Origin of the sequence: Thiomonas sp. (genome assembly GCF_034007205.1) — a bacterium.
Taxonomy (GTDB): domain Bacteria; phylum Pseudomonadota; class Gammaproteobacteria; order Burkholderiales; family Burkholderiaceae_C; genus Thiomonas.
In genome coordinates, this window is record NZ_JAVERI010000004.1 from 103,577 (window position 1) to 118,495 (window position 14,919).

Below are 14,919 nucleotides of genomic sequence, written 5' to 3' on the forward strand. Positions count from 1 at the left end.
GGGTCGGCTCGCCGACCCTGGGGGCGCTCATGAGAAAACGCCGGGCCGCCCCAAGTTTTCTCATCCCCCTCGGGGGGCGGGTCGGCTCGCCGACCCTGGGGGCGCTCATGAGCGCCGGGATTGTCATCACGGCACCCGTTGGGCCGCATGCTTCACTCTCAAAATCTCGACGATGCGCGCCTCGTCCAGCACGCGATAAAAAACGAGGTAGTTCGGATGCGCGACCAGTTCGCGCAGGATGGTCGGCAAGCCGGGCCTTCCTGCGCGGCCAAGTTTCGGATGCTGCGCAAGCGGCAACACTTTGGCGCGCAGCGCCTGGCCGAATTCCTCGGCTCTGATCGGGTTGTCCTGGGCGATGTAGTCAACGATGTGGTCTAGGTCGGCCTCGGCAATCGGTCGCCAGACGATGCGATAAGGGGTCTTTGGCTTCGCCAGCCGATTCATGCCCGTTTCGCTCCTGCGGCCTTGTGGCGTGCAATGCGGGCATCCATCCGGGCCATGACTTCATCGTGTGGAATGCTGGGCCGTGGGTCGTCGAGAGCTTCCTGAATCTCGGCGGCCAGCCACTGGTTATAGGCGGCGGCTTGGTGTGCGCTTCGCATGGCCTCGGCGCGGCTCTGCCGACTGCGGGTCATGTCCTTCTGCTCGGGGTTCCAGTCGGTGGCGTCGATCTGCGCAACGGCAATGCCCACGTCACGCAAGACGATCAGTGCGGAAGTGGGATTGCCAAAGCGGCGCGGCTCCGTGGTGCGGGCCTTCACCAAGAAGGCGTCCTGGCCGCTGCGGGTGGCGATTGCGACGAAGAAGCCGCCGCCCTGCGCTTTCAGGGTGACGCCCGTCACGCCGCCGGCGCTGGCCGTGGCGCGTAGCTGCTCTAAGGTCATGCTCTGCATGGTGCGCTCCTTTATCAAACGATGTTACTTAAAAATGTTTAGTGTGCATGATGGATAGAACACATGCAAGCGGTCGTCCAGTATCCGCGCCAGACCAGACCTGTCGGTCGATTTGACCGACACCCTGCCTTCGTGCTGTTGGCCTGCGGACTTCGGTATGCCGCCCCTTGCCGAAGCCTCGCAAGGACTTCGCGTTCATGCGCTGTGTTCGTCGCAAGCCGACAGGCCCGCTGTCGCCTTTGTCGTTAAGGCAACATCCCTGCGGCGACGCAAGTCATTGAAAAACAAGGAAATGCATCCTGGCACGGGTCTCGCTATGCAGTGGTCGAACCACCAACTGACGAGGTACCCGATGAACGCTCCAACCGCCACCGTCGCCCTGGGTGATCTGCTGCGCACCAAGCGGGCTGTTTCCATGACCCTGCCCGAGGCCGGAGGCGGCTGCTCCAGTGCGGGTGGCGACGGCAAGGCGAGCTGCGGCTCCTCCGGCGGCCCGGACGACATGCCGCCCGAGATCTGGGACAAGGTGAAGAACCACCCCTGCTATTCCGAGGAGGCGCATCACCACTTTGCCCGCATGCACGTGGCTGTCGCGCCGGCGTGCAACATCCAGTGCAACTACTGCAACCGCAAGTATGACTGTTCGAACGAGTCGCGCCCCGGTGTGGTCAGCCAGAAGCTCACCCCGGAGCAGGCGGTGAAGAAGGTGCTGGCGGTGGCCAGCGAGATTCCGCAGATGACGGTGCTGGGGATTGCCGGCCCGGGCGACGCGCTGGCCAATCCGAAAAAGACCTTCGACACCATGCGCGCGCTCAGCGAGAAGGCGCCCGACATCAAGCTGTGCCTGTCGACCAACGGCCTGGCGCTGCCCGACATGGTGGGCGAGATCTGCAGGCACAACATCGACCACGTCACCATCACCATCAATATGGTCGATCCGGAAATCGGCGCCAAGATCTACCCGTGGATTTTCTGGAACCACCAGCGCGTCACCGGCGTGGAGGCCGCGCGCATCCTGCACGAGCGCCAGATGCTGGGGCTGGAGATGCTGACCGCGCGCGGCGTGCTCACCAAGATCAATTCGGTGCTGATCCCCGGCATCAACGACCAGCACCTGATCGAAGTGAACCGCGAGGTGAAAAAGCGCGGCGCTTTCCTCCACAACATCATGCCGCTGATTTCCGAGGCCGAGCATGGCACGGTGTTCGGCCTGACCGGCCAGCGCGGCCCGACCGCGCAGGAACTCAAGGCGGTGCAGGACGCCTGCATGGGCGGCGCCAACCTGATGCGCCACTGCCGCCAGTGCCGCGCCGACGCCGTGGGGCTGCTGGGCGAGGATCGCAGCGAGGAATTCACGCTGGACAAGATCGAGAACATGGAAGTGGTGTACGACCTCGACAAGCGCCGCGCCTATCAGGAGAAGGTCGAGCTGGAGCGGCAGTCGCAGCATCAGGCCAAGGTGGACGCCCTGGCCGCCGCACTCGATCTGGAAAACGTGGACCCCGACATGCAGGTGCTGCTGGCGGTGGCCACCGAAGGCCACGGCAAGGTGAACCAGCATTTCGGCCACGCCACCGAGTTCCAGATCTTCCAGGTGAGCAAGGATGAGGCGCTGTTCGTCGGCCATCGCCGCGTCGATCTGTACTGCCAGGGCGGCTATGGCGAAGACGAGCAGTTGCCCTCCATCGTCAACGCCATCAACGACTGCCATGCCGTGCTGGTGGCCAAGATCGGCGCCTGTCCGCGCGACGAGCTATTGGCAGCCGGCATCGAGCCGGTGGACGAGTACGCCCACGAATACATCGAGAAGGCCGCGCTGAGCTGGTTTGCCAAGTACCGCCAGCGCATCGCCAACGGCGAACTGCGCCATCAGCCGCGCGGCGACGCCACCATCCGTCAGGGCGCTTTCACTGCGGCGGCCTGAGGCTTCAACCCAGATCGTTCATTAGGACGCGGGATGATGACGTGGCGGTTTGGGGATGGATTTGGCCCGGCGCGACAAGCCCATAGCCGAAGCTATGGGCGCGAAGCGCCGGGGCGAATACGCACCAAACCGACCGCCAGCGCCCGTGTAGGCGTATCGCGCCGCCTAATGGACGATCTGGGTTCAACCAGCAGCGATTCCAGGAGATCATCATGGCACTGAAAATCATCGCTTCAACCTGCACCGGCTGCTCCGCCTGCGAGCCCGAATGCCCCAACACCGCGATCCGCGAAAAGGGCGGCGTCTTCATCATCGATCCGGCCAAGTGCACCGAATGCGAAGGCCAGTTCGACAGCCCGCAATGCGTCGCGGTCTGCCCGGTCGACGGCTGCATCGTCAAGGCCTGAAACCTTCGATCCACGGAGAAGACTCATGGCCTTATCTCAACTCACCGTCACGCCGGCTGCTGAAAAATTCATGCGCCGCATCGTCCGTTTCTCCGGTCTGCCTGCGGGCGCGGGCTTTCGCCTGCTGGTCAGCGCCGGGGGCTGCTCGGGCTACAGCACCGAATTCAACGCCGAGGCCGCGCCGCAGGCCGATGATGAGGTCTTCAAGGTCGGCGAAGGCCTGCAGCTCTTTCTTCCCGCCGAAAGCCGCCTGCTGCTCGAAGGGGCGACGCTGGACTTCATCGACACCCCGATGCAGTCCGGACTGAGCGTGCGCAGCCCGGTGGCCAGCTCCTGCGGCTGCTCCAGCGCGGGCAGCGCAGAGTCGATCCCCGCTTCGACCAGTGTGCCGATGAGCGCGCTGCTGCGCCGCTGAATTGCTCATAGGTGCGCAGCATGAACCCGAGCGTCCAGCCCAACTTCGGAGAGGCCGTTCTGGGCAGGGACTTGCCCGAGCCGCTGGAGCGGGCGCTGCGCCAGGCCGGGGAGCATCGTGCCGATCCCGTTTTGGCCATGGCCGCGTTGATGCGCGCGATGGCTCTAGCGCCCGATCATCCGGCGGTGCTGATCGCGCTGTACCGCCATTACTTCTACGGCCATCAGCTTGCCTGCGCGCGCGATGTGGCAAGGCGCGCGCTGTTCGTCGCCACGCAGGCGCTGGGTCTGCCGGCGTTGTGGCGCAACGTGCCGCCGCAGGCGCTGGCAGGCGCGCGCGACGACCCGGCGACGCGCTTCTTCCTGTTTTCGCTCAAGGGCTATGCCTACCTCAGCCTGCGCCTGGGGGATGCGGGTGAAGCACGCGATGCGCTCGATCTGCTGCAGGCGCTCGACCCGGAAGACCGGGTCGGCGGGGCGCTGCTGGAAACCGTGCGCCTGCGCCGCGAACGCCATCCCAATGGTCAATACGAGGACGATCTGGACGGCGCAGACGCCGCGATTGGGCAGGAGGGAGCGCTCCATGGGTGACATCTCGCGCGACAGCGATTGGGTCGAACTCAACGACCCGCCGCGATTCGACTTCGGCGAGCGCGTGGTCAGCCGCCACGTGGTGCGCAACGACGGCACCTATCCGGGCCTGGACATCGGCGCCGTGCTGGTGAACAAGGGCGACATCGGCTATGTGACCTCGGTCGGCACCTTCTTGCAGCAGTTCTACATCTATGCCGTCGACTTCGTCGCCACCGGCTGCCGCGTCGGCATGAAGGGGCGCGAACTGATGTCTCTGGACAAGCTGCCGCCCGAACTCGCCCTGCAGCTCGGGCCCGACAAGGTGGCGCGGCTGCGCTCCCTTGCCGCAGCGCCGCTTGCGCCCACCCCGGAGCACAGCGATGCCTGAATCCTGCGAATCCACCGCGTCCCCGATCCCCCGCATGCCGCGCGAACCCCGTTATGGCTGGGGCCAGACGGTGCAGGCGATCGTCGATCTGCACAACGACGGCAGCCACCCGGAGGCGGGCGAAGACGCGCTGCTGGTGGCCTGCGGCAGTCTGGGCGAAATCGTGCGCGTCGGGCGTCACACCGAGTTCGACATGCCGATCTATGTGGTGGACTTCGGCACGCAGGTGGTGGGCTGTACCGAAGACGAGCTCAGTCCCGCGCCGGTCGCGGCTGACGCCGGGAGCCCTTGATGGTCGCCGCGCCCGTGGACGGCAGGGCAGGGCAGGGCGTCGCCGAGGTGCGCGATCTGCTTGCCGAGCGCATCCGCCGTGCGCTGGCTCGGCGCACCCGCTACCGCTATGTGCGGCCGCGGGTCGAGCCCGAGGGCCAGGGCTGGAAGATCGTCAGCCCCAACTGCTCGCGCAACATCGACCAGCGCGGCGGCGACATCGACATCGCCTGGCTCGCCCCCGATGGCGAAAACGGCTGGCTGTTGTTCGCCCGCGACCATGCGCGCGACTGCTGGGATCTGCGTCGGCGCAGCCGTCGGCTCGACGAGCTGTTCGCCGCCTTGCTGCTCGACCCCCAGCGGGAGTACTGGCGGTGATCTACCTCGACCACAACGCCACCACCGCGGTCGCACCCGAGGCCGTCGCGGCCATGCACCAGGCGCTCGACCAGGTCTGGGCCAACCCCTCATCCACCCATGAGCCGGGTCAGGCGGCGCGTCGGCTGCTGGCCACGGCGCGCGCCCAGGTTGCGCAGTTGCTCGGCTGCCGCGGCGACGAACTGGTGTTCACCAGCGGCGCCACCGAATCCAACCACGCCGCGCTGCTGGGGGCGATCGATCCGCGGCGGCTGGCGCAGGCGCCGCAGCGTCGCCGCCTGGTGTTGTCGGCGGTGGAACATCCCTCGATGCTCGCGCTGGCGCAGCGGCTGCGCGCCGCGGGTTTCCCCGTGGATCTGATCGCGGTCGATGCCGCGGGCCGACTCGATCTCGACCAGGCCCGCGCGCTGATCGGCCCCGATGTCGCGCTGGTCAGCGTGATGGGCGCGAACAACGAGACCGGGGTGTGCATGCCGCTGACGGAACTGGCGGCGATGGCGCACGCGCAAGGTGCGATGCTGCATGTGGATGCCACCCAGCGGGTCGGCAAGTCGGTACTGCGCTTCGCCGAAAACGACGCCGATCTGTGGTCGGTGTCGGCGCACAAGCTGCACGGACCCAAGGGCATCGGCGCTCTGGTGATCCGCAAGGGGCTGTCCTGGCCGTCGCTGTTCGAAGGGCGCCAGGAGCGCGCTCGGCGGGGCGGCACCGAAAATCTGCCGGGCATCGTCGGCTTCGGCGCCGCCGCCGAGCGCGCCGCGCGCACGCTGGACGAGGATATCGCGCAGATGGCCGCGCTGCGCCAGCGTTTCGAGTCCGGCCTGCACCACCTTCCTGCCCCTGCCGGCACGGTGAAGCTGTATGGCGCGCAAGCGCATCGCCTCGCCAACACCACGCTGGTGCGGTTCGGCAGCCTCTCGGCAGAGCGGGTTCTGCTGGCGCTGGAACGTGCGGGCGTCATCGCTTCCTCGGGCGCGGCGTGCAGCGCCGGCGGCAATCAACCCTCGCATGTGTTGCTGGCGATGGGCGCAAGCCCGCAGCATGCGCTCTGCGGGGTGCGCTTCTCCCTGGGGCGCGACACCACGGCGGACGACATCGACGCTGCGATCGAGGCCATCCACCGCCATGTCCTTCCCCTGCTGCAGGCAGAGGCCGCTGAGGCCGCGCGGTTTGCAGTCACCGTCTGACTCCCAACTGGACCATCCCGACATGAAAGTCATGATCCGCAAGAACGCCGCCGGCCAGCTCTTCGCCTATGTGCCGAAGAAGGATCTGGAAGAACCCATCGTGTCGCAGCAGCACCCGCGGCTCTGGGGCGGCACGGTGACGCTGGCCAACGGCTGGACGCTGGAGCTGCCGGAAATGGCCGAACACACCGCCTTGCCCGTCACGGTGGAAGCGCGCAAGACCGGAGACTGAAGCCATGGACGCCGCCGACCTGCAACTCGCCTCGACCCTGGCCGATTCCGCGCCCGACGCGCGCGCGGCCGTCACCGCGCTGCGCCAGTGCTTCCCGGCGCTGCGCGTCAGCGCCGTCGATGCCGCCGACATGCGCGGCGAGGAGCCCGTCGCCCGGGGTCGCCTGCGCACCCTGTGGCTGGGGACGAACGATGGCCATTGCTGGCAGGTGACCAACGATCTGGCGCGCGCCGCAGCGCTGTTCGTCGCCGAGGGGAGTTCTCATGAATCCTGAACGCGATGAGGACTGGATCGCGCTGTCCGAGCCCGACATCGACGAAGTCGAGAGCGAAGTGGTGCGGGCCGCCCTGCGGGCGCCGCGACTGAGCGAAGGGCCGTTTGCCGAGCGCTTCGAGGCCGCTTTCGCCCAATGGACGGGGCGAGCGCATGCGGTATCGGTGGCCAGCGGCACGCTCGGCGCCTTGCTGGCGCTGCGCGCGCTGGGCATCGGGCCGGGCGACGAGGTCATCGTCTCGGCCTATGGCTGGCATCAGATCGCGCATGCCGTCGCCTGGGTCGGAGCCACGCCCGTCTGCGCCGAAATCAACTACTGGACGGGCTGCATGAACCCGGCGCGCGCGGCGCAGCACATCGGTCCGCGCACGCGGGCGATCATGGCGGGCAATGTCAACGGCCATCCCGCCGAGTGGCAGGCGCTGCGCGAACTGGCCGATTCGACCGGCGTGGCGCTGATCGAAGACAGCACCGAAGCCATCGGCTCGCGCTACGCCGGCCGCAGAACCGGCAGTTTCGGCGATCTCGCCGTGTTCGACTTTTCCCAGCCCAGTGCGCTGTGCGTCGGGGAAGGCGGCATGGTGCTGACCGACGACGCCGATATGGCCGCCGAGCTGCGCATGCTGCGGCGGCGCGACAGGGGCGACCGCCAGTCGATCTCCGCAGGCAGCCGCGTGCCGCTGCAGGCCGCGATGAGTGAACTCGCCGCGGCGCTCGGGCTGGCGCAGCTCGCGCGCATCGAAACCCTCCTCGCCCGGCGCAAGCAGGTCGAGTCCTGGTATCTGGAGCAGATGCGCACCTTCGAAGGCATCAAGCCGCCGTATCTGGGGCAGGATGTCGACGAAGTCCACTGGATGCTGTATGTCGTGCATCTGGGGGCGCGTTTCACCGCGAGCGGGCGGCGGCAGATCATCGACGATCTCGCTGCCGATCACATCGAGGCCGCCGCCTACTGCCTGCCGCTGCACCAGCAGTTCCACTACCAGCAGCTCGGCATGGCGCGCGGCCAGCTTGCGCTGACCGAGCGCATCGGCGACCGCTCGCTGGCCCTGCCGCTGCACGCTGGGCTGGATGAGGATCAGGTTCGCTTCATCGTCAAGACCCTCAAGGATGCCTCGGTGAATGTCGGCGCCGGGGCGGCCATCTACCTCTGAACCCCGACGCGAAAGCCTGGACATGAACGCCGCACCGTCGCAGATTCACACCCTGGGCCGTCTGATCGCAGCCGGCAGCATCATCCCCTATCTTGGCCCGGCCATGCTCGAACTGTGCACGGAGGTGCAGATTCCCGCGTCCCCGCTGGCCCTGGCCGAGCGGATCACCGCCAAGGCCAGCGTGCCGCACAAAATCCGCCATCGACTCACCCAGGCGGCGCAGTTCATCGAAAACTTCAAGCACCGCAAGACCCTGGTCGGTCTGATGAACGAAGCCTTCGCCACCGTGCCGCCGCCGTCGCGCCTGCATCTGGCGCTGGCAGCCAGCCGCGCCCCGCTGCTGGTCGACACCTGGTACGGCGACACCCTGCTCCATGCCCTGCGGCAGGCGCGGCCGCAAGGCGACTGGGGGCAGGTGCAGGGCCTGTCGCAGTCCGAGCATTTCGGCGTGTGGACCGCGGCCTATGCCGCAGGTGGCGCGCTGTTGGACCGACAGGATGAACCCGATCTGCCGCCAGGCTGGGAGACTCTGCTGTACAGGCCCCTGGGCGGACGCGCTCCGGCATCGAACTACCTGGTTTCCGACACCGACTTTGTCGAAGTGCTGACCGAAATCGACATCCAGACGCCGATTCCGCGGGCGGTGCAGGCGCTGCGCAGCGGCCGCAGTTTTCTGTTCATCGGCTGCCGCTTCGACGACCAACTCGCCCGCGCCTTCGCCCGGCAGATCATGAAGCGTTCATCGGACACGCACTGGGCGGTGCTGCAAGGCCCGCTCACGCGCATGGAACAGCGCTTTCTCGCCGAGCAGAACATCCAGCGCATCGACCTGCCGCTGGCTGAATTTGCCGCCAGCCTGAGCGATGCGCTCACCGCCGCCGAGGCGATGGCCGCCTGAAGCTGGCGTGTGCAGCGGCGCGCTTCGTTCCCCTTCTTTGTCCCCCTTTGTCCCCTTTTTTCCACCCCTCTGACGATTGAATCGCCATGCCCATTCTGACCCTGATGCCTTCGGGCAAGACCATCGAAGCCGCCGCCGGTTCCACCCTCATGCAAGCCCTGCTCGCAGCGGGCGAGCCGATTGCCCACAAATGCGACAGCAAGGCCGAGTGCGGCAGTTGTCATGTGTTCGTCCATGAAGGGCGCAAGAGCCTGTCCAGAATACAGCGCGCCGAAAACGACAGGCTCGACACCCTGGTGGGCGTGAGTTCCAAGTCGCGCCTGGCCTGTCAGACCGTGCTCGGGGAAGAAGCGGTGACCGTGGAACTGCTGAGTTTCGTCTAGGATGCCCGCGCCCCCCGAAATGCGCACCCAGATCGCCAGCACCGCCTTGCTCGGCATCATCGAGCAGGCTGGGCTGGGCGTTTTGACGCTGACGGAAAACCTCGGCCGCGACGAATTGCTGCGCACCCGCCTGACGCGCGACGAGGTCGGCCGTCAGTTGCGCATCCTGACCGACAGCCTTGCCGCCCTGCCGCCCGATCTGCAAAAGGCCATGCCCGAGATCGACTGGGCGGGCTGGCAGCGCGTCGGCGTGCAGTTGATGGCGCCGCGCGGCGAAACGCAGGAAGACGCGCTGTGGTTCGCCGTCGAGTCGCTGACCCCGGCGCTGCTGCTCTGGCTGCGGGTCTACCGTCGCAACCAGCCCGAGCTGTTCAAGATGCGCGGATAGCGCACCCTGGCATCACCTGCCGCTCATTTGCCACCGAGGCGGCGCTTCTCGGCGGCGGAATAGTTGCTGAAATGGCCTTCCTGCCGCGCCTGCTTTCGGGCCGACGCGATCAACGCCTTGCTTCGTCCGGGGGCCGCAGGCGCGGTGACGCACTTGTCCAGCTCGGTGCTGCCGCAATGCGGGCATTGCGGGGCGGTGCTGCTGCGCACCAGCAGCTCGAAGCGCCGGTCGCAGGTCTTGCAGCGATAGTCGTAGATGGGCATGGTTTGCTTTCAGTCGGGATGGGCGTTTCAAAGAACACGATCCGGGTCATTGATGCGCTTCTTGCGAACGTCCCAGCGCCAGCAGCGCGGGAGTCTGCGCCACGATGGCGCGCACCACATTGCGGTCGACGCGGTCGAGCCAATGGCGCGGCAGCGCGCGCGCGCCGCAGCGTGCACCGGCGAGCATGCCGACGAGCGCGCCCGTGGTGTCGGCATCCTCGCCGCGGTTGACGGCGTCGGTCACGGCGAATTCGAAGCGCGCGTGGTTGAAAAAATAGTGCAGCACGGTCTGCACGGTATCGACCACATAGCCGCTGGCGCGGCCGGGGTAGGGGTCGAAGCGGAACTCCGGGTGCGCGCGCACCAGCGATGCGGCGACGGCGGCGCAGGCGGCAGTGTCGCCATGCTTCACCAGGCGGCGGGTCATTTCTCCCAGCGCCAGCACCGCGGCGTCGGACAGGGGGTGGTTGTGGGTGACATGCGCCTGGGCGATGGAGCGGCGCGCCCAAGCCTCGTCGTCGTTCAGCGTGGACAGGACGACCGGCAGGTTGCGCATCAGCGCACCATTGCCGGCATCGCCTTCGTTCGGCGACGTGGCCAGGCTGCCGTCGGCCAGATAGCGTCGGATGCCGCGGCGGCAGGTGTTGCCGCAATCGACCGGACGGGCCCGCAGCCAGTCGGCGAAGCTTGCCGCCACGGCGTCGAGGCTCCAGCCGCCGCTGCGCACGAGGGCGTCGCCGAGCGCCAGGCTCATGGTGGTGTCGTCGGTCACCTGTCCCGGTGCGAGACCGAGCCAGCCGCCGCCGACGATGCGCCGATGCACGCCGTAGCATCGGACGATCTCGTCGGGTGTCATGAACTCGACCGTCGCACCGAGGGCGTCGCCGATGGCCAGGCCGAGATAGGCGCCGAGCGCGCGGTCGACGATCGGGTCGAAGCCGGTGCCGTGCGAATTCGAGCGGCTGGCGAGCCGCCAAATCGGACGCACGATGGGACGCGCGCGCAGTGAGTCAGGGGACGGTTTCATCTCACTGATCCGGCACGTCGAAGTTTGAGACTGCGTCTCCCCACCCCAACCCTCCCCATAAGTGGAGAGGGAGCAAACACGCCTCCCCCACGGCGTGAGGGAGGTTGGGAGGGGGAGAGGCCGTTGCATGGCCTTGCCGATGAACCCTGCATGCTTCTCGATTCCGCATCCACAGGCATAGCTCGACTCCATGGCATAGTCGCCACCGATGGTCAAGACTTCATTCTCGCTACCCAGAACGGTGCTGCCGAGCAGCGCAGCCGGTATGCCGACCAGATCGGTCGTGTACCAGCGCCGCGGGTCCGCGCAGGACTGCATGCCGGCGCAGTGTTATACCGGGCGGTTGGCATACAGGTCGCGTACCGGCCCCATCAGCTTCAGCCCTTCCTCGTAGCTGATGGCGGGGAAGGTGTCGTTGAACCCCATCGCGGCGTCGACGATGGCATCGGTTTTTCCGGCCGTGTCGAGCTTTTTCAGATCGTTCTTTTCCAGGTAGAGCAACTGCAGAACCTCGTTGTAGACCGTGGCCTCGTCGATGGGCAGGACGTAGAAGGTGGCGCCGCCGTAGGCCACCTGATAGCGCTTGGACAGGTCGATGTTGTCGCAGAACACGAAATACTTGCCTTGCGGCGCCAGGGCATCTCCGAGCGCTTCGGCCAGCAGCTTGAGATACTCGAACGACAGCAGAAAACCGGCGAAGAAGGCCAGATGCGTCTGGCCTTCTTCGGCAGCGGCGATCACCTGATCCGAGCTGATTTCCGGCGGGCGCTTTTCGTCGGCGAACTGCGCTGCGAACTTCAGCGCCAGGTCGCCGCGGAAGCCGACGCGGCCCGGCTTGTGCGTGGGGCCCTTGAGCAGGCTGTTGAGCAGGCGGCCTTCGGCATCGAGCCGGGCGAATGCGGTCTGGGTGATAGAGGTCATGGGGTGGACTCCGCTGAGGGTGTTGGAACGATTGAGCAGCGCAAGAGTTGTGTGTGCAAACCTTCATAAACGTTGCTCTGCGGTGTCAGAGAGCAACGACCATGCCCGCGGCGCTTGACAGCTTGCAAGGTGCGGTCAATGGCAGGTTCCTTGCCTCTGCAGCCCTTGCAAACCGGGGCTCCAACCGATTTTCCACAGGCGTGCTCAATGCATCGGTCGTCGGTTTGCAGCACTGCGTCGCGGATCGGCTTTGTCGGCTTTCAGACAATCCACACGCCCGCTCATGACGCCGGATTTTGGGCATAAATCTAAATGAAATCAATGACTTGATCGTGTTCGACGAGGGTGGCACGCGGTTTGCAAATGAAGAGGCACGCGGACACCCTGTCTGGCCCTCAAGTGGCTTCAGAAGAAGACCATAGAGACACCCAAGGCTGCATAGAGATCGCGGAATCGCAACTCTGCTTTTCAACCTTTTTTGTCCTTTGATTGGAGAACTGAAATGGCCGCACTCAGGCAAATCGCTTTTTATGGCAAAGGTGGAATCGGCAAATCGACCACCTCGCAAAACACCCTCGCGGCGCTGGCCGAAATGGGTCAGAAAATCCTCATCGTCGGCTGCGACCCCAAGGCGGATTCGACCCGCCTGATCCTGCACGCCAAGGCGCAGGACACCATCCTGTCGCTCGCCGCCGAAGCCGGCTCGGTCGAGGACCTGGAGCTCGAAGACGTGATGAAGGTCGGCTACCGCGACATCCGCTGCGTCGAGTCCGGCGGCCCGGAGCCGGGAGTCGGCTGCGCCGGTCGCGGCGTCATCACCTCGATCAACTTCCTGGAAGAAAACGGCGCTTATGACGGCGTCGACTATGTGTCGTACGACGTGCTCGGCGACGTGGTCTGCGGCGGCTTCGCCATGCCCATCCGCGAAAACAAGGCGCAGGAAATCTACATCGTGATGTCGGGCGAGATGATGGCGATGTACGCCGCCAACAACATCTCCAAGGGCATTCTGAAGTACGCCAATTCCGGCGGCGTGCGCCTGGGCGGGTTGGTGTGCAACGAGCGCCAGACCGACAAGGAGCTGGAGCTGGCCGAGTCGCTGGCGAAGAAGCTGGGCAGCCGGCTCATCCACTTCGTGCCGCGCGACAACATCGTGCAGCACGCCGAACTGCGCCGCATGACCGTGCTCGAGTTTGCGCCGGATTCCAAGCAGGCCCAGGAGTACCGCACGCTGGCCGAGAAGATCCACGCCAACGCCGGCAACGGCACCATCCCCACCCCCATCACCATGGACGAACTCGAAGACCTGCTGATGGAGCACGGGATCATGAAGTCGGTGGACGAAAGCCTGATCGGCAAGTCCGCGGCCGAACTCGCTGCAGCCTGATCGCAGCAATCGTCCCACGGCGGCGTTGCAGCTTGCGGCGCCGCCCAGAATTCAAGCAACAGCCAAGGAGCATCACCATGAGCATGACGGTTGAAGAGCGCAAGGCCGAAAACAAGGCCTTGATCGACGAGGTACTCAAGGCCTACCCGGAAAAGATGGCCAAGCGCCGTGCCAAGCATCTCAATTCATTCGAGGAAGGCAAGCCCGACTGCGGCGTCAAGTCCAATATCAAGTCGCTGCCCGGTGTGATGACCATCCGCGGCTGTGCCTACGCCGGTTCCAAGGGCGTGGTGTGGGGGCCGATCAAGGACATGATCCACATCTCGCACGGCCCGGTGGGCTGCGGCCAGTATTCCTGGGCCTCGCGGCGCAACTACTACATCGGCGAGACCGGGGTCGACACCTTCGGCACCATGCAGTTCACCTCCGACTTCCAGGAGAAGGACATCGTCTTCGGCGGCGACAAGAAGCTCGACAAGATCATCGACGAAATCCAGGAACTGTTCCCGCTGAACAAGGGCATCTCGATCCAGAGCGAATGCCCGATCGGACTGATCGGCGACGACATCGAGGCGGTGTCGAAGAAAAAGAGCAAGGAGTACGAGGGCAAGACCATCGTCCCAGTGCGTTGCGAAGGTTTCCGCGGCGTGAGCCAGTCGCTCGGCCACCACCTCGCCAACGACGCCATCCGCGACTGGGTGTTCGACAAGGTCGACCCGGAGAAAAACACCTTCCAGGCCACCCCCTACGACGTGGCCATCATCGGCGACTACAACATCGGCGGCGACGCCTGGTCCAGCCGCATCCTGCTCGAAGAGATGGGCCTGCGCGTGATCGCGCAATGGTCGGGCGACGGCACCCTGGCCGAACTGGAAAACACCCCCAAGGCCAAGCTCAACGTGCTGCACTGCTACCGGTCGATGAACTACATCAGCCGCCACATGGAAGAGAAGTACGGCATTCCCTGGGTCGAGTACAACTTCTTCGGCCCGAGCATGATCGAAAAGAGCCTGCGCGAAATCGCCAGCCATTTCGACGACACCATCAAGGCCAAGGCCGAAGCCGTGATCGCCAAGTACAAGCCGCTGACGCAGGCGGTGATCGACAAGTACAAACCGCGACTGCAAGGCAAGAAGGTCATGCTGTTCGTCGGCGGCCTGCGTCCGCGCCACGTCATCGGCGCCTACGAAGACCTGGGCATGGAAGTGGTCGGCACCGGCTACGAGTTCGGCCACAACGACGACTACCAGCGCACCACCCACTACGTCAAGGACGGCACGCTGATCTACGACGACGTCACCGGCTACGAATTCGAGAAGTTCGTCGAGAAGATCCAGCCCGATCTGGTCGGCTCGGGCATCAAGGAAAAGTACGTGTTCCAGAAAATGGGCGTGCCTTTCCGCCAGATGCACAGTTGGGATTATTCCGGCCCCTACCACGGCTATGACGGCTTCGCCATCTTCGCCCGCGACATGGACATGGCGATCAACTCGCCGGTCTGGGGTCTGACCAAGGCGCCGTGGGCAGCCTGAGCCCGATGCCACGCAACCTAGTTTGAA

At 65.6% G+C, this 14,919-nt stretch carries 21 protein-coding genes; 16 read left to right on the top strand and 5 right to left on the bottom strand.

Annotated features, from left to right (window positions below; translation table 11 throughout):
* Positions 1–126: 126 nt before the first annotated feature.
* Both RBR52_RS04780 and RBR52_RS04785 read right to left on the bottom strand, forming a co-directional pair.
* The gene (locus RBR52_RS04780) at positions 127–444 is read right to left on the bottom strand and encodes a type II toxin-antitoxin system RelE/ParE family toxin (protein ID WP_320376048.1); all 318 of its coding nucleotides are present in this window, start codon (positions 442–444) and stop codon (positions 127–129) included.
* A complete protein-coding gene (locus RBR52_RS04785; RefSeq protein ID WP_320376049.1) occupies positions 441–893 on the bottom strand; it encodes a hypothetical protein in 453 nt (150 codons plus the stop codon). The genes RBR52_RS04780 and RBR52_RS04785 overlap by 4 nt, the downstream gene beginning before the upstream one ends.
* 415 nt (positions 894–1,308) lie before the next feature.
* Here RBR52_RS04785 and nifB point away from each other — a divergent pair, with 415 nt between their 5' ends.
* The 14 genes from nifB to RBR52_RS04855 all read left to right on the top strand — a co-directional run bounded on the left by nifB (position 1,309) and on the right by RBR52_RS04855 (position 9,762).
* Positions 1,309–2,817 carry a nitrogenase cofactor biosynthesis protein NifB gene (gene nifB, locus RBR52_RS04790; RefSeq protein WP_320376162.1) on the top strand — a complete coding sequence of 503 codons (1,509 nt, stop codon included), beginning with the start codon at positions 1,309–1,311 and terminating at the stop codon, positions 2,815–2,817.
* 212 nt (positions 2,818–3,029) lie between these two features.
* Complete coding sequence (locus RBR52_RS04795; RefSeq protein ID WP_413818290.1) at positions 3,030–3,224, top strand: 4Fe-4S binding protein; 195 nt, start codon at positions 3,030–3,032, stop codon at positions 3,222–3,224.
* Positions 3,225–3,249: 25 nt separating this feature from the next.
* A complete protein-coding gene (locus RBR52_RS04800; RefSeq protein WP_320376050.1) occupies positions 3,250–3,639 on the top strand; it encodes a HesB/IscA family protein in 390 nt (129 codons plus the stop codon).
* A 20-nt stretch (positions 3,640–3,659) separates the two neighbouring features.
* On the top strand, positions 3,660–4,229 hold the full coding sequence (locus RBR52_RS04805; protein WP_320376051.1) for a hypothetical protein: 570 nt from the start codon (positions 3,660–3,662) through the stop codon (positions 4,227–4,229).
* Positions 4,222–4,599 (top strand): nitrogen fixation protein NifZ, encoded by a 378-nt coding sequence (locus tag RBR52_RS04810; protein ID WP_320376052.1) that lies wholly within the window; start codon positions 4,222–4,224, stop codon positions 4,597–4,599. Before RBR52_RS04805 ends, RBR52_RS04810 begins: the two co-directional genes overlap by 8 nt.
* 34 nt (positions 4,600–4,633) lie before the next feature.
* The gene (locus tag RBR52_RS04815; RefSeq protein ID WP_320376053.1) at positions 4,634–4,891 is read left to right on the top strand and encodes a nitrogen fixation protein NifZ; all 258 of its coding nucleotides are present in this window, start codon (positions 4,634–4,636) and stop codon (positions 4,889–4,891) included.
* A complete protein-coding gene (locus RBR52_RS04820) occupies positions 4,891–5,247 on the top strand; it encodes a hypothetical protein (protein ID WP_320376054.1) in 357 nt (118 codons plus the stop codon). The genes RBR52_RS04815 and RBR52_RS04820 overlap by 1 nt, the downstream gene beginning before the upstream one ends.
* Entirely contained in the window at positions 5,244–6,434 is a 1,191-nt protein-coding gene (locus tag RBR52_RS04825) for a cysteine desulfurase family protein (RefSeq protein ID WP_320376055.1), read from the top strand. The genes RBR52_RS04820 and RBR52_RS04825 overlap by 4 nt, the downstream gene beginning before the upstream one ends.
* A 22-nt stretch (positions 6,435–6,456) precedes the next feature.
* On the top strand, positions 6,457–6,666 hold the full coding sequence (nifT, locus tag RBR52_RS04830; RefSeq protein ID WP_320376056.1) for a putative nitrogen fixation protein NifT: 210 nt from the start codon (positions 6,457–6,459) through the stop codon (positions 6,664–6,666).
* A 4-nt stretch (positions 6,667–6,670) separates the two neighbouring features.
* The gene (locus RBR52_RS04835) at positions 6,671–6,940 is read left to right on the top strand and encodes a hypothetical protein (protein WP_320376057.1); all 270 of its coding nucleotides are present in this window, start codon (positions 6,671–6,673) and stop codon (positions 6,938–6,940) included.
* Positions 6,930–8,093, top strand: coding sequence for a DegT/DnrJ/EryC1/StrS family aminotransferase (locus RBR52_RS04840; protein ID WP_320376058.1), 1,164 nt, complete (start codon positions 6,930–6,932; stop codon positions 8,091–8,093). The genes RBR52_RS04835 and RBR52_RS04840 overlap by 11 nt, the downstream gene beginning before the upstream one ends.
* A 22-nt stretch (positions 8,094–8,115) precedes the next feature.
* On the top strand, positions 8,116–8,991 hold the full coding sequence (locus RBR52_RS04845; protein ID WP_320376059.1) for an SIR2 family protein: 876 nt from the start codon (positions 8,116–8,118) through the stop codon (positions 8,989–8,991).
* Positions 8,992–9,077: 86 nt separating this feature from the next.
* Positions 9,078–9,374: a 2Fe-2S iron-sulfur cluster-binding protein gene (locus RBR52_RS04850; protein WP_320376060.1), complete on the top strand. Its 297-nt coding sequence runs from the start codon at positions 9,078–9,080 to the stop codon at positions 9,372–9,374.
* A 1-nt stretch (position 9,375) separates the two neighbouring features.
* Positions 9,376–9,762: a hypothetical protein gene (locus tag RBR52_RS04855; RefSeq protein ID WP_320376061.1), complete on the top strand. Its 387-nt coding sequence runs from the start codon at positions 9,376–9,378 to the stop codon at positions 9,760–9,762.
* Between the two features lie 23 nt (positions 9,763–9,785).
* Here RBR52_RS04855 and RBR52_RS04860 read toward each other — a convergent pair whose 3' ends face one another.
* The 3 genes from RBR52_RS04860 to RBR52_RS04870 all read right to left on the bottom strand — a co-directional run bounded on the left by RBR52_RS04860 (position 9,786) and on the right by RBR52_RS04870 (position 11,973).
* On the bottom strand, positions 9,786–10,025 hold the full coding sequence (locus RBR52_RS04860; protein WP_320376062.1) for a zinc ribbon domain-containing protein: 240 nt from the start codon (positions 10,023–10,025) through the stop codon (positions 9,786–9,788).
* Between the two features lie 46 nt (positions 10,026–10,071).
* Complete coding sequence (gene draG, locus RBR52_RS04865; RefSeq protein ID WP_320376063.1) at positions 10,072–11,052, bottom strand: ADP-ribosyl-[dinitrogen reductase] hydrolase; 981 nt, start codon at positions 11,050–11,052, stop codon at positions 10,072–10,074.
* A 330-nt stretch (positions 11,053–11,382) separates the two neighbouring features.
* A complete protein-coding gene (locus RBR52_RS04870) occupies positions 11,383–11,973 on the bottom strand; it encodes a hypothetical protein (protein WP_320376064.1) in 591 nt (196 codons plus the stop codon).
* Between the two features lie 502 nt (positions 11,974–12,475).
* On the opposite strand from RBR52_RS04870, the gene nifH reads away from it, so the two are divergent.
* Both nifH and nifD read left to right on the top strand, forming a co-directional pair.
* Complete coding sequence (gene nifH / locus RBR52_RS04875) at positions 12,476–13,360, top strand: nitrogenase iron protein (protein ID WP_320376065.1); 885 nt, start codon at positions 12,476–12,478, stop codon at positions 13,358–13,360.
* A 77-nt stretch (positions 13,361–13,437) separates the two neighbouring features.
* Positions 13,438–14,892, top strand: coding sequence for a nitrogenase molybdenum-iron protein alpha chain (gene nifD / locus RBR52_RS04880; RefSeq protein WP_320376066.1), 1,455 nt, complete (start codon positions 13,438–13,440; stop codon positions 14,890–14,892).
* Positions 14,893–14,919 lie beyond the last annotated feature (27 nt).

What these genes read in the sequence shown, in the direction of transcription:
- RBR52_RS04850 (WP_320376060.1), top strand. Translation starts at nt 9,078, where the DNA reads ATGCCCATTCTGACCCTGATGCCTTCGGGCAAGACCATCGAAGCCGCC.
- RBR52_RS04855 (WP_320376061.1), top strand. Translation starts at nt 9,376, where the DNA reads ATGCCCGCGCCCCCCGAAATGCGCACCCAGATCGCCAGCACCGCCTTG.
- RBR52_RS04805 (WP_320376051.1), top strand. Translation starts at nt 3,660, where the DNA reads ATGAACCCGAGCGTCCAGCCCAACTTCGGAGAGGCCGTTCTGGGCAGG.
- nifD (WP_320376066.1), top strand. Translation starts at nt 13,438, where the DNA reads ATGAGCATGACGGTTGAAGAGCGCAAGGCCGAAAACAAGGCCTTGATC.
- nifB (WP_320376162.1), top strand. Translation starts at nt 1,309, where the DNA reads ATGACCCTGCCCGAGGCCGGAGGCGGCTGCTCCAGTGCGGGTGGCGAC.
- nifH (WP_320376065.1), top strand. Translation starts at nt 12,476, where the DNA reads ATGGCCGCACTCAGGCAAATCGCTTTTTATGGCAAAGGTGGAATCGGC.
- RBR52_RS04870 (WP_320376064.1), bottom strand. Translation starts at nt 11,973, where the DNA reads ATGACCTCTATCACCCAGACCGCATTCGCCCGGCTCGATGCCGAAGGC.
- RBR52_RS04785 (WP_320376049.1), bottom strand. Translation starts at nt 893, where the DNA reads ATGCAGAGCATGACCTTAGAGCAGCTACGCGCCACGGCCAGCGCCGGC.
- draG (WP_320376063.1), bottom strand. Translation starts at nt 11,052, where the DNA reads ATGAAACCGTCCCCTGACTCACTGCGCGCGCGTCCCATCGTGCGTCCG.
- RBR52_RS04815 (WP_320376053.1), top strand. Translation starts at nt 4,634, where the DNA reads ATGCCGCGCGAACCCCGTTATGGCTGGGGCCAGACGGTGCAGGCGATC.
- RBR52_RS04820 (WP_320376054.1), top strand. Translation starts at nt 4,891, where the DNA reads ATGGTCGCCGCGCCCGTGGACGGCAGGGCAGGGCAGGGCGTCGCCGAG.
- RBR52_RS04800 (WP_320376050.1), top strand. Translation starts at nt 3,250, where the DNA reads ATGGCCTTATCTCAACTCACCGTCACGCCGGCTGCTGAAAAATTCATG.
- RBR52_RS04835 (WP_320376057.1), top strand. Translation starts at nt 6,671, where the DNA reads ATGGACGCCGCCGACCTGCAACTCGCCTCGACCCTGGCCGATTCCGCG.
- RBR52_RS04795 (WP_413818290.1), top strand. Translation starts at nt 3,030, where the DNA reads ATGGCACTGAAAATCATCGCTTCAACCTGCACCGGCTGCTCCGCCTGC.
- RBR52_RS04810 (WP_320376052.1), top strand. Translation starts at nt 4,222, where the DNA reads ATGGGTGACATCTCGCGCGACAGCGATTGGGTCGAACTCAACGACCCG.
- RBR52_RS04780 (WP_320376048.1), bottom strand. Translation starts at nt 444, where the DNA reads ATGAATCGGCTGGCGAAGCCAAAGACCCCTTATCGCATCGTCTGGCGA.
- nifT (WP_320376056.1), top strand. Translation starts at nt 6,457, where the DNA reads ATGAAAGTCATGATCCGCAAGAACGCCGCCGGCCAGCTCTTCGCCTAT.
- RBR52_RS04845 (WP_320376059.1), top strand. Translation starts at nt 8,116, where the DNA reads ATGAACGCCGCACCGTCGCAGATTCACACCCTGGGCCGTCTGATCGCA.
- RBR52_RS04860 (WP_320376062.1), bottom strand. Translation starts at nt 10,025, where the DNA reads ATGCCCATCTACGACTATCGCTGCAAGACCTGCGACCGGCGCTTCGAG.
- RBR52_RS04840 (WP_320376058.1), top strand. Translation starts at nt 6,930, where the DNA reads ATGAATCCTGAACGCGATGAGGACTGGATCGCGCTGTCCGAGCCCGAC.